The organism is Bacillus sp. FSL W7-1360, from assembly GCF_038592975.1.
Classification (GTDB): Bacteria; Bacillota; Bacilli; order Bacillales; family Bacillaceae_D; genus Shouchella; species Shouchella lonarensis.
In genome coordinates this window covers 913,779-926,520 of the sequence record NZ_CP151950.1, presented here as the reverse complement: position 1 = coordinate 926,520, position 12,742 = coordinate 913,779, and the positions used below count along the sequence as shown (strand labels likewise).

14 protein-coding genes are annotated in these 12,742 nt (G+C 42.0%); 1 reads left to right on the top strand and 13 read right to left on the bottom strand.

All coding sequences use genetic code 11. From position 1 onward, the window contains the following. Positions 1 to 78: 78 nt before the first annotated feature. A complete protein-coding gene (locus NSQ26_RS04570) occupies positions 79 to 264 on the bottom strand; it encodes a hypothetical protein (RefSeq protein ID WP_499719383.1) in 186 nt (61 codons plus the stop codon). A 300-nt stretch (positions 265 to 564) separates the two neighbouring features. On the opposite strand from NSQ26_RS04570, the gene NSQ26_RS04565 reads away from it, so the two are divergent. Continuing rightward, a protein-coding gene (locus NSQ26_RS04565) for an IS3 family transposase (protein ID WP_499718308.1) occupies positions 565 to 1,745 on the top strand; the annotation gives its coding sequence in 2 pieces (ribosomal slippage) (positions 565 to 868 and positions 868 to 1,745; 1,182 coding nt in all). 271 nt (positions 1,746 to 2,016) lie between these two features. On the opposite strand, the gene NSQ26_RS04560 is transcribed toward NSQ26_RS04565, so the two are convergent. The 12 genes from NSQ26_RS04560 to NSQ26_RS04505 form a co-directional block, all read right to left on the bottom strand. Beyond that, positions 2,017 to 2,229, bottom strand: coding sequence for a hypothetical protein (locus NSQ26_RS04560; RefSeq protein WP_499719381.1), 213 nt, complete (start codon positions 2,227 to 2,229; stop codon positions 2,017 to 2,019). Between the two features lie 257 nt (positions 2,230 to 2,486). Next, the gene (locus tag NSQ26_RS04555; RefSeq protein WP_499719379.1) at positions 2,487 to 2,966 is read right to left on the bottom strand and encodes a hypothetical protein; all 480 of its coding nucleotides are present in this window, start codon (positions 2,964 to 2,966) and stop codon (positions 2,487 to 2,489) included. Between the two features lie 82 nt (positions 2,967 to 3,048). Then, positions 3,049 to 3,681, bottom strand: a complete 633-nt coding sequence (locus NSQ26_RS04550) for a hypothetical protein (RefSeq protein ID WP_499719377.1) — start codon at positions 3,679 to 3,681, stop codon at positions 3,049 to 3,051. A 15-nt stretch (positions 3,682 to 3,696) separates the two neighbouring features. Then, complete coding sequence (locus NSQ26_RS04545) at positions 3,697 to 4,941, bottom strand: TNT domain-containing protein (protein ID WP_499719376.1); 1,245 nt, start codon at positions 4,939 to 4,941, stop codon at positions 3,697 to 3,699. Between the two features lie 216 nt (positions 4,942 to 5,157). After that, positions 5,158 to 5,478: a hypothetical protein gene (locus NSQ26_RS04540; RefSeq protein WP_499719374.1), complete on the bottom strand. Its 321-nt coding sequence runs from the start codon at positions 5,476 to 5,478 to the stop codon at positions 5,158 to 5,160. A gap of 12 nt (positions 5,479 to 5,490) precedes the next feature. After that, positions 5,491 to 7,116, bottom strand: coding sequence for an LXG domain-containing protein (locus NSQ26_RS04535; RefSeq protein ID WP_499719373.1), 1,626 nt, complete (start codon positions 7,114 to 7,116; stop codon positions 5,491 to 5,493). Positions 7,117 to 7,141: 25 nt separating this feature from the next. Then, positions 7,142 to 7,606, bottom strand: coding sequence for a DUF4064 domain-containing protein (locus NSQ26_RS04530; protein WP_499719372.1), 465 nt, complete (start codon positions 7,604 to 7,606; stop codon positions 7,142 to 7,144). Between the two features lie 42 nt (positions 7,607 to 7,648). Further along, positions 7,649 to 8,446, bottom strand: a complete 798-nt coding sequence (locus NSQ26_RS04525) for a hypothetical protein (protein WP_499719371.1) — start codon at positions 8,444 to 8,446, stop codon at positions 7,649 to 7,651. A gap of 145 nt (positions 8,447 to 8,591) precedes the next feature. Then, positions 8,592 to 9,374 (bottom strand): hypothetical protein, encoded by a 783-nt coding sequence (locus NSQ26_RS04520; RefSeq protein ID WP_499719370.1) that lies wholly within the window; start codon positions 9,372 to 9,374, stop codon positions 8,592 to 8,594. Positions 9,375 to 9,863: 489 nt separating this feature from the next. After that, complete coding sequence (locus NSQ26_RS04515) at positions 9,864 to 11,993, bottom strand: LXG domain-containing protein (protein WP_499719369.1); 2,130 nt, start codon at positions 11,991 to 11,993, stop codon at positions 9,864 to 9,866. 12 nt (positions 11,994 to 12,005) lie between these two features. After that, positions 12,006 to 12,269 (bottom strand): DUF5344 family protein, encoded by a 264-nt coding sequence (locus tag NSQ26_RS04510; RefSeq protein WP_499719367.1) that lies wholly within the window; start codon positions 12,267 to 12,269, stop codon positions 12,006 to 12,008. A gap of 8 nt (positions 12,270 to 12,277) precedes the next feature. After that, the gene (locus NSQ26_RS04505; RefSeq protein ID WP_499719366.1) at positions 12,278 to 12,682 is read right to left on the bottom strand and encodes a YwqH-like family protein; all 405 of its coding nucleotides are present in this window, start codon (positions 12,680 to 12,682) and stop codon (positions 12,278 to 12,280) included. Positions 12,683 to 12,742: the final 60 nt, after the last annotated feature.

Genomic DNA, 12,742 nt, shown 5'->3' with positions numbered 1-12,742 from the left:
TACGAGAAGTTACGGGGGAAGGTTTCTTTTAAAGGAAGAGCTGTTACTGCTTGATTCAGTGACAGCAGAAAATGCCGATCACCACACAAACGTTGCCATTTCCCCATCTGTGAACGTTTCAATAAACCCTTCACTTTGAAGTAATTTCGGTACTTCTTTTTGGAACAAATGCAACAAAAATGTAGAACGAAACGCGAGCCGTACCGCCCATGGATAATCGTCTAGCGGAATAGAAGACTTGATTGTTTTCCCTTGCGACACCAAAGATAAAATGCTTTCGTTGGAATTTACCTTCTTTAAATGCACACATGTATGATAAGGCGTATCGTCTACACAAAATGTTCTATGCGAAATATCCGCCATTTGTAGAGATTTATACAAGTCTTCCACGGTTTCTGGCGTTGAACCGATGTGTTTGAGCCTGAATGTAGTGATAACACTATTAAAGAAGTGAGTCGAAAGTTGTTTTAAGAAGAAATATCTACTTCCTTCTTCTTTTGTATCGAAAGTTTCACTTACTGACTGACATGATATAGTGAAGTTGTAACACCACATGAGGAAAAGATGTATAATCAAACCAACAGAAAGTGGTGTTACAAAATGAGTAAAAAACATTATGACGCAATCTTCAAGGAAAAACTCGTCCGGATGCACCTTGAAGAGGGACGAAGCATGGGAAGTTTAGCAAAAGAATATGGTTTGGGGCATGGGACCCTCAATCATTGGGTGAAGCAATACCGCAAAGAATGCAATGAATCCAATCAAATTGATGAAGAACGTGCAAAAAGCGTATATGACCGACTAGCACAATTAGAAAAACAAAATGAGGAACTAGAAAAGGAAAACCTCTTCTTAAAAAAGGCGGCAGCATTCTTTGCGAAGGAAAGCGAGAACTAATTTATCAATTCATCGACGAAAATGCCAAGGAATTTGGTGTGCGATGGCTACTACGACGTTTCCGACTATCACCCAATGCCTACTACAATCACAGAAAGAAACGACGAGCAAAACAACAAGAAAGAAAAGCGGCGATCAGTGCGTGTATTAAAGACATTTTCCACCGTTATGGCGGGAAAATGGGCTACCGTATGATCCATAAAAGGCTGGCTCATGAGGGATACACATGTAGCCTACTTACTGTGCACAAGTACATGAAAGAACTAGGGCTGCGTTCTATTGCATATAAGCGAAAGCCGCCTTATGTGAAAGGGAAGAAGCACAGCGTCTTTCCGAACCTTTTAAACAGAAATTTTGTCGTTGCTCATACGGATCAACGGTGGTGCACTGACTTTACGTACCTTCATTTAGCGAACGGACAAGTCCGTTATAACTGTTCCATTTTGGATTTGAGCAATCGTAGCATTGTCGCCACAAAGACGGATTCACATATCACCGCTGACCTTGCAATTGAAACGTTACAAGAAGCACTGCAGAAACATGCGCCTAAAAAAGGATTGATCTTACACAGTGATCAAGGAGTCCAGTTCACCTCTAAAGCTTTCACTGAGTTTTGTAAGCAAAACGGTGTCATACAAAGCATGAGTCGCGCCGGATGCCCTTATGACAACGCACCGATGGAATCTTTTTTCGGCAAAATGAAAAATGAACACCTAAATCATTTTGTGATTAGAAACACACGTCATTTAAAATGGCTCATCGAGGACTATATTTTCCGATATTATCATCATATCCGTCCTCACAGTTCGCTTGGAGGTAAAACGCCTATGGAAGTTCAGGCTTGTTAACTAACTTGAGGAATGACTGCACGTCCCTCGAAGGGGGTGTGAGCAGTTGCATCGCGCTTTGACATGGAGCCTCTACGGGCATGTGTTCCCCGCCAAGATCCAAGCTAAAATAAGGCTTGGCTACACCGCACCAGGCTAACACGCCCGCCTCTCCATGTAAAATCGCTCGGGTTGAACTTCGAATGATTTACTGGAATTTTTACATGGAAATCTGCCCGTTTCATTTCCGAATGATGGCAGGCGCTCTTCCAATGAGGACAACTTATTTTTTCTAGGCGGTGTTACAATTTTGCTTGACCGGGTCAGACATATAAGGATTATTCGTTCGCTCTTGTACAAAAAATCCATACACCCACTTATCGCCGTCTTTCTTTAGCAAAACATAATTCTCATAAGGAAAAGGCACTTCCTCTAACCGATCAATCGTATATGATGTTTTTACGCCTGCTGAATTCAGTAAATCCGCAACTAGTTTAAATTCCAAGATGATCAGACTCCTCAACTCGAATACTTTCTTCGGTAATGCATCCTGTCATTGAAAATAGTCATTCAATAACAGAGAAATATACTCAGCCTCATCCAAATATAAAAATACTCATCTCTTCATCTGTAAGCTGTTCTGTGATACCCTCGCTTTGAAGAAGTTTAGGTACCTCTGTTAGGAATAAATGCAACAAAAAGTTCTATTAAATGTTGAAAATAGCCCCCATGGAAAATCATCAATCAGAACAGAGCTTTTCACTACCCTTTCTTTAGACACCAAAGATAAGATAAGATCCATTCGCTATCATTTACTTGACTCAGATGCATACAAGTACCACCACGAGGGGATTGATTAAAATACAGTGTGCTCTTAGGAATACCTGCTGTTTGTAAAGATTGATATAGCATATCCACATCAGCAACATCTGGATCGAAATCAATGTTATGATTCAACTTTAAAGGCGTAATGACCGTATTGCGGTAGTGCGAAGATAAACTCTCTAACAAGTAATAAGTCGCAGCTTCCTCCTCTGTTACAAATTCTTTCATTGTCTGTGTGTAAGGGGTATTTGTCCGTTCTACAAATACCCTCCTATATACCCATTTCTCTCCGTCTTTTTTTACTTCCTCGTAATTTTCATAAGGGCCAACTTCCTGTTTCAAATGTTTATTGAAAACCGTCACACGATAGCCCGCTCGATTCAAAAGTACCCCTGCCTGCTCGATTGTAATCTTCATTTATTTTGCCTCCGAAGCAGTGTTCTAGTATATCTCACTCTCCCAGCAAGTCACTTATCCAATATATAACATCCAGATCCTCCTACAATATAGAAAGAAAACAATTTACATCTTCATCAGAAAACATTACATTGATATTTTCTTTTTTTAGTAAAGCTAATACTTCTGTTTCAAACAAATACAACTTCACTACTTTCTGAAATACAAAGAAAAGAGCCTCACGCAACTCCAACGGAAGAGAAGAAGAAACTTTCTTCCCGTTTTGTCCATAAAAAGAAATGATATAGTGGTTTCCATTTGTCTCTAACACAATCGCACAGTGGCTTGGTTTCCGATCTACATAAAAAAGATCTTTAGGAACACCAGCAACTGATAGTGCATACCTCAACCGCGGAATGTCAAACGTGTCATCATAGATGTATAAATCTTTACGAGAAAGAAAAGTCTTAATCACAGTATCAAAATAATGACGGGAAAGTTGTTTCAACAAAAAGAATTTGCTTCCCTCTTCTTCAGTTGCCAAAGTTTCTATGTCTGTTAAATACGGTTTATTCGTCTTCTCTTGAATAAACAAGCCATAAATCCACTTTCCCTCTTCCTCTTTTAATAAGTAATAACTCTCATAGGGTTCTACTACTTGCTCTAATTTCCTTCCATGGCATACCGTTTTTCGGCCTACTGCATTCAATAATTGTGCTGCCTCTATCAATTTCACTACAAACACACCCCTCTATTTAATTTCCTCAATATAACCGAGAAGCTCTAGATTTTTCACTGTAGGCTCATAAAGCTTCCCTGTATCTGGATGAGGTACCTTCGGGCTATTCCCAGTATAATATTGGGTCCCTCCACCGGGCCGATCAAACCAAGGTGCAATCTCTCCACTTTCTACTTGAAACGGTCTTTTAACTCTATATTGGCGATATGAGGCACTATCACTATGCAATGCTAAAGCTCTTTGTTCATACGGTGTGCCTGCTGGAGATAAATATCGTCCTGTTTCCGGCTCCCCATACCTATCAATCACCGCTCCTGGCTCTATAGTCGTTTTCACACGTTCTCCTTTGAAACCATCATTCGGCGGCCATTGGATATCGCCTGTTTTCTGATCATAGTACTTCGGATTATCAAATGTTTTCTTGTACTTTAAGTACATTTCGTCGCTTGGACGGTATGCCCATCCGTCAAGTTTGGCCCGATCTGCCGCACTAATTCCATTGACGACCTTATCAGTCGGTTTCCCTGTTCCCTTTACATCATTTACTGTCCCGGAGCTCGCAGAACCTGACTTCACATCTTTCACTGTCCCAGAGCCTTTTGAGCCTGATTTCGCGCTATTCACTGATCCCGAGCTTTTCGTTCCTGACACATTATTCGCTGTCCCTGAACTTTGAGATCCTGATTTCGCGCTATTCACTGATCCCGAGTTTTTCGTTCCTGACACATTATTCGCTGTTCCAGCGCTTTTCGAGCCTGATTTCACGCTGTTCACTGAACCGTTGCTTCCCGCGCCCGACTTCACATCTTTTACTGCGCCGCCCGATCTTCTCGATCCTGACATCGCACTTCTTGTCACCGCTGCGGCGCCACCTGTTGTAAACCCAGCTAGCTGCAAACCGTTTAACCAGTTATCAGCGGCGTTTCGAATTGATCTAAATGCATTTGATGCTGCGCCAGAAATGACCGCACCTGCCGACGCACCCTTTGCTGGTCTGGGGCTTCTCGAACCTGACTTCACACTGTTCACTGATCCCGTGTTTCTCATCCCTGGACGCACACTATTTTTTGCACTTCGTGTAACTGCTCCAGCACCACCTGCCACAAATCCAGCGAGTCCTAAACTACTTAGCCAATGATCCGCTGAGAATGGATCATCTGGGTTCACAGCTCCTTCAGCTACCTCATACATACCTGCTGTAGCGTAGTTAAGGACCGAGGTGAGACTTGGGTCCTCTACAAATTCAATATAACGCATCTGCGCCATCCCACAGTCCAACGCCAACGTCAAGTGCACAGATTGTTAGATAGTTCCCGAAATCGGATGACTTCTATTTGAAGTCCATAAATTGTATATGTATAAACCCATGACAACAAGAGCTCCTCTATTGTTATATGTCGGTCATTATAAGTCTAGTTTTCTCATTTGAGAACCCCTGCTGCTAATTTAAAATAACAGCAGGAGACAGGCGATCTAGTTTCCAGATTGAGTCATGCTCGCATAATGATTTCTTAACATTGACTCCAATTTGTCTAACTCAACAATTATAGGCTCATCATCTCTTTTCACTAGACCACTATCATAATACGCGCGAATAGCTCCATCAATCGGGCTCAAATTCATCGGGTTTTGGCTAATGGTAGGCTTCACATTCTCATCTAATTCTTTATACGCTTTTTTGAGCTTTTTCAGCAGGGTGTCTAGAAATGAATCACCCGTCTCATGTTTTTTTCGTAAAGTCAAGCGAATAACTTCCTGAATTTGTTTTTTTAACTCATCAATTGTGTGTGTCATCATATCCTTCTCCTATCTAGATGGTATTGACCGGATCTCTTTTATCCACTCTTTTGGGAAATCTCTAGGCAGTACGATTTGATCACCGTCACCATGAAAAACAGTCCCTACCCTATTATACTGTTTTTCGGCTCTCCCAATGTTCATTCTCGTTCCTTTAGGAACTACGATCACCGATTCGTAAGTTCTGGAATTTTTCCATTCGGGCTTGAGAGCTAAGTCCATTTTAGTCTGAATTCGGTTACCTGCTGGGGTCGTTGTCGTAAATGATCCATGAGCACGAGCTTTTCCTCCAAAAGCTCTATAGAGCGTTATATCTTCTGTTGCAACAACGGTTCTATACTGCCCATGTTTAAACGTCGAACTCATATTAAGATTCAAATGCTCCGTTTCTACCTGACGAACCTTGTGATCTATCTTCGTTGAGTGATCTGCTCTGATAGCAACCTCCCTTGCATCCGCCGCTTTCTCACTCCCCTTCACGCTATTCACATTCCCAGCACTTCTCGGCCCTGGCTTTATGCTATTTGTCGCACCGCGTGTAACTACGCCTGCACCACCTGCCACAAATCCAGCTAGCGCAAAACTATTTAACCAGTGATCTGCCGAAAATGGATCCTCTGGATTTACAGCTCCTTCCACCGTCTCATACATACCTGCTGAAGCGTAGTTGAGGCCTGAGACGAGACTTGGATCGTCTATAAATTCATTATAACGCATCTGCGCCCCATCCCACATGCTAACACCTACATCATATAGACCAAATGTGACATAGTTTCCATAGTCATAGAACGAGTCAAATGCTTTTTCCGATCTTCCTTCGGCGCCATCCCACATTAAAGTGCCTATTTCTATGAAGCTGTCAATCGACTTCTCAAAAGCATTTTTATGTGCAGGATTTTTTACCATCTCCACACCTTCCGCATCTTGAAGCGTATCCTCCTTGGTACATGCTTCAAGGTCTGCGTCTAGTTTCGGTGCCCATTCATGAAGCTTATTCTCTTTAAAATGCACTTGTGCTTGTCTGACATGGATAGGTGACATCACAGGACCAGCGCTTGACCATCTCTCTGCTTTCTTGACAGTGCTTCCGAGCGAGTTCAGGTGTGCTTCTACTGCTTTCATGATTGCTGTGTTTGTTTTGTCAAGGCTGCTTAATTTTTGATGCACTTGTTGGGCATGTCGTTTTGCTTCTTTAATATCCATTGTCATCGCTGTTCCGTTCAAACTTCCAATGTTAATGATGTCTTGGATTGATGCGGCGATTTTATTGACATTAGAAATCGATTGGTTTGTCGATAACATCAGACGATCGAGTCCCTTTGGCACTTGCATCAACCAAAAATCTCGCCGGACGAGTGCGTCCGAGGACTCAAAGCTCAAGATGTTCTTTTTCATTTGTTTGACTGCTTTTGTGTACACATTGAAAAAACCTCGGAACGAACGTATCGTTGGTAGTTGAACGTATTTAAAATGGTTTCGAATGGCTTCTGGACCATCACCGCTAAATGTGCCGACCATGATCACACGCCGCACTTGCGTTTCCATCGTTTGGAATGTTTTGTCTGCGTCTTCTCTTCTTTTTATGACTTCATCTAAAATGCTGATTGCTTCTTTTGCATCAAGTATTTTTGTCATGGCGCACCTCCTTTTACCTTAGCATCTACATCATGACTTGATTACGCTCCTTACCACACGACGAACAAAACTTGCCGACATTCGTAATAGGTGACCCGCAATGTACACAAAAGTGTGATCCTCCCTGAACATCAGCCCCTCTCTCCGCTCGCATAAGCACCATGATACCAGCAATAATATAAAGAACTGCAGGAGCCAATGGGATTAAAAAAATTAGATAGGCGTTTGTCATCACAATGTACACAATCACACTACTTATAAAAATTGCTCCTGCAGTTTTAGGCAATTTCCGTATCACCACCACTGCAAATACTCCGGATATAGACGCAATAAAAGCCCCGATCATTACCCAAAAATAATCATTAGATGAAAATATATGTGCATTTTCCTCTTCCATCAAGATTAAATGAAGCATCCATGCAGCTAGTCCTCCCACAAAATATAAAGAAACTCCTATAATCCCTAGCACTTTTTCTACCGTTCGATTCATTTACTAGTCCCCTCCAACAAGCATTTTTACCTCGGTTCCCCCTTACCTAAACCAGTCATTCAGCCCGTCAATGATCATGCCCAGATACTCTCGTTTCTCCACAGGGTACATATACACTTCTTTTTTCGCTTCAATATCGTGATAATGGATATGCCAAACGAAGTCTTCCGATTCTAAGAGGAACTGCATCTCAAGTAACTCACTTTCGTTTTTCACAGCATAATCGGTCTGTAAAAATGAGATATTATCAAACACCAATTTGTTTGCACGATAGTCCTTTAAAAACTGCAAAATCGAACCAGCATATGCTTCTTTCTCGATCAGTTCATCCAATTGTTCTGCGGTGATCTCATGCAACATTTCAAAGAAGTCTACTTCCATCGTAAACCCTTCCAACGCCTGTGTGTCCACCTCTTCTACTTCATAAAAATCATGAAGGAATGTGGTGCGCTGTTCTACATCATCCACCAACTCAAACGAGTGATCTGCCCCTTTACATGTTTGAACAATCGCGTTATCTCCTTCTACATGGTGAAGCATCAACACCGTATTTCCTCGCACACACCGTAAACGCTTGCTTGCTCTCATGAGTGTGTGAATAAAGCTCTCAAATTCTTTAATGAGGTTAGATTCTCGTTCACTGTCCCAATAGCCACGGTGCTTGAGCAGTGTCTCCGTGTGTTCTGCAAACCGGACACGCTCTTCCTCGCTTGAGATTCTTTTACTTGCGTTTAAAATTTCTGCCGCTACTTCCCCATATCCACATAACAAAAATGCCGTTGTCATCTCGTCTGTTGATAGTGTGAAGGCTGTTGCTTGTTCCATCTCTAATTCTGCCATCTGTATAAACCCCTTTATCCCTAAATTATATAAATATATTGATGATACAGCCGAGCTTTCACGCTATCATCTCTTACCAAACTGCTTCATACTTGACTGGACCTTGTACTCCTTACAATAGTCGCTACAAGAAACTTCATCACTATCACTCTGCTTCAACCGGCTTTAGCTCTTCTATCTCCTCTAGTTCAAATAGACGCCATTGACCTGGCTTCTCTTCATATAATGCCATTACCTGGTAATCACCTTGATCACTCCCCACAACTTTACAAGCATAAACTCCTTCGTCCATCCCTTCTTCTTTTGAAATAACCAGTTCTTCTTTCGGACCACGGAAACAACCCCTTTTGAAATGGTAATCCCCTTGTTCTTGACGAATAAAAGCCATATCATCCCCGAGGTCTTTACTTCCTTTAAGCGAATATACAAACCTTCCTGGAAATCCCTTTAAAGGGCTAGGACAAAATAACACATATGCAACTACAGAGTTAACTCTCTCATCGAATTTGTTAAATCGGAATTTCGTAAACAGCTTAATGAAACCAGACATCGCAATACCAATAATGATTTGCAATAAAAAAATCATAACAGAAGCAGCTCCAAGTGCATTGGCCACTTCAGCGTCATATTTTTTTTCGTAATACCTGACGTGGTCTGGTCCGCTCCAGCGACCATCTCCATTTAATAGTGCGGGAATCCACATGTATGCTGTCAACAACACCATCAAAAAAATGTAGAACTTCAACCATCTCTTCAACACAATCGGTGAAGCATTCCTTTTCATCGTCACTAATATCAAAAAAGAGAGCTGTACTACTACTACACTGACATATATAATTTGTATGACAGGATACCGACTGGATGTGTGTAGCGCAAATAACGAAGCAAAAGCGACTCCCCATAAAATAGTCAATCCAATCATTGACACCGTCCAAACCTTCCTGTTAAAGAAATGAAAAGACACGTGAATTACTATTATCCCGATCACAAAATAACTGATCAATAGCCAATGAAAAATCATCCTCACATGATCACTATTATAATGCACGCTACCATTGGTATAATGTGAACCTAACATGCCGAAAAAGAAATTGAAAACAAAATACAACAAATAGAAAAATACTCCCATAGCGCATAGGAAAATATAACCCCTTATTCTCGTTTCCACTAGAACACGACTACTTTTTTTATCCAACTCCACCAGCTTATCAAACATTTAATCTCCCACCTCACTATGCTTGTGTTACAACAAACATATAATTCCTATACAGATTTTCGGGCGTAATGATAAACATTTTTCAACTTCTCCAACCAATTACTTATTTCCCCCTACTGCTCTTACTGGACAAAAAACAAACGATACTCAAATACCTACCTTAAATAAAGAGGAGATGAGGGAGAACCTCATCTCCCTCTATCAACGACTCAATAACCAACGGAACCTATCCAGCGGATTCATCGGCACATGCGGCACAGGGTTCACTTGATTCGCTGCCTCCTTTTCTTTTCTCCAATCTTCTTTCATCTCTTCCCAACCTTCACTCACATATTCTTCAATGTCTGTCGCAATATTTTCACCTATATCTCGACCGGTATTTGTTCCCACACCATCAAAAATAAGATTAGTTCCTGCCAATACATAAGGACCAGCTGCATAACCAATTACAGCCCCAGTTCCAGCCCCAGCGATAGTTCCTACTCCAGGCATAAAAAATGTTCCAACTATCGCTCCAACACCAGCACCTACCACTGCACCAATTACAGGTCCACTCATATCTGCAGCAGTCCCACCAAGGAAACGACCTGCTTTCTGCCAAAATGTCTTATCCTTGTTTTCCGATCTCACAAACTCAAGAGAGTTGTCTAAGATGACTACACCGGTGCCGATATAAGGAACTTTTTTCCCGTATTTCATTACGGCATCCCAAGGAATATTTTTTACTCCTTTACCCACACCTTGAAGGGTTGTGGTAACACCTCTTACAACCTTATTATCCATCGTGGCCTTTCCTAACGCTGCTGTTGCCATCACTGCTGTTGCCTTCAATTCTGTTATCTTCCTGCCACCCAATTGACTTGCTTTAGCAATGTTTGTCACTGCTGTTGCTGCTGTCTTTGTGGCCAGTCCTTTTACGAAATTTGTGGCAGAGAAGGCTTTTACACCGTTCACAATGCTTCCTGTTGTCCTTGCAATCTCCCGTCCAACTGGAGTATTCGCAAAAGCTGTGCCCAGTTTCGTTACAGTGTTTCTTGCACCTACTGCTGTGCTAATAATGCCTTTACCAATATCACTTTTCGCGAAAGACTTACCCAGATTTGTTACAGTGTTTCTTGCACCTACTGCTGTGCTAATAATGTCTTTACCAATATCACTTTCCGCAAAAGACTTACCAAGTTTTGTAACGCCATCGCTAACAGTCGCCTTTATGCCAGACCATGTTCCTTGAAACGAGTCACCTATCTTTGAAAGAGCTGTCATCCCTTTAGACGGTAGCCCTTTTAACACATTCACTGTGTCTCCTGCAAATGACATTGCCCCTCTTGTGACAGGATGTGTGCTCACATACATACCGAAACCATTCACCGCACGACCCATTTCTTTATTCAATGCTCTGCCCGCATACCGCAAACCAGAGGTAAGCGTCGTAAACCTCTTCACTTGTTCGTCAAAAAACATCTGAGATTCCATCATCACTCTCACGGTTGTTCCTGTTATTTCTTTACCAAAGCGCTTGCCTATCTCCTTTGCTCCACCCGCGACAGTCACAACGTTCGCCACCATCGATGTCATTGAGAAGAAATCTCCCACCTGATCCCACAGCGACAGCTCTTTTGTGCTTTCTACTTCCTCTCTCGTACAGCTTTCACCCTCCACGGCAGGCTTCGGTGCGAGTTCATGAAGCGTATGCTCTTCAAAGTGGGCTTGTGCTTGTCTCACGTAAATAGGTGGCATGACGGGGCCAGCGCTTGACCATCTCTCCGCTTTCTTAACAGTGCTTCCGAGCGAGTTCAGGTGTGCTTCTACTGCTTTCATGATTGCTGTGTTTGTTTTGTCAAGGCTGCTTAATTTCTGATGCACTTGTTGGGCATGTCGTTTTGCTTCTTTAATATCCATTGTCATCGCTGTTCCGTTCAAACTTCCAATGTTAATGATGTCTTGGATTGATGCGGCTACTTTATTGACATTGGAAATCGACTGGTCCGTTGACATCTGTAACCGATGTAACCCCTTTGGCACTTGCATCAACCAAAAATCTCGCCGGACGAGTGCGTCCGAGGACTCAAAGCTCAAGATGTTCTTTTTCATTTGTTTGACTGCTTTTGTGTACACATTGAAAAAACCTCGGAACGAACGTATCGTTGGTAGTTGAACGTATTTAAAATGGTTTCGAATGGCTTCTGGACCACCACCGCTAAATGTGCCGACCATGATCACACGCCGCACTTGCGTTTCCATCGTTTGGAATGTTTTGTCTGCGTCTTCTCTTCTTTTTATGACTTCATCTAAAATGCTGATTGCTTCTTTTGCATCAAGTATTTTTGTCATGGCGCACCTCCTTTACTTGATTCGATTTGCGATTGCTTGATCTTGTAGGCGGTACGTCCGTACTAACCGATCACTTTTACGCGCAATTTTATTTAGGGATTGGACATATGTCGTCATATGTTTATTACACGTTTCCTCAACCGCGATCAAACTATTTAACATATCTAAGTTACACGCGCTTGCAGTGACATTACCTGGAGATTTCACACTACTTGCAGCACTTGAAACACCTTTTAGTGTTTGCACGACAATTGCTTCATTGATTCGAATTTCCATTTTGGCACTCAACCTTCCTCTATATTTTTTTGGCGTGTCTCAAGAATACTCATTCGACTGCGGGCACTACTAATACCAGTCCGCGCACGAGAAATGTCTGAGGAGATGCTTGACGTTTGTTTGTCAATTGCATTGATCATACTTTGTACCCGTAAGACCAACAATTGATTTTTTCTAATCATGTTGTTGCGGAAGAAGGTGTGACGTGCGGTTGCTTTCCCACGTGTCATCTCTCCACTCATGATGGGCTGCTTCATAATAAAAGACTTTTGCGTGCTCAACTTACTTTTATGAGAAACCAAACTTTTTCTCGCCGCAGCTAATCGTTTCAGCTCTTCTTGCCCTGTTGTAATTGTTCCCTGTAATGCACCAACCGTATTTTTTAATTGTCTAATTTGCATCGTGTATGGCATTCTATTTCCCCTCCTTATCTACTAGTACACCGTTCATAGATTTATATTGCTAGTGTGGTA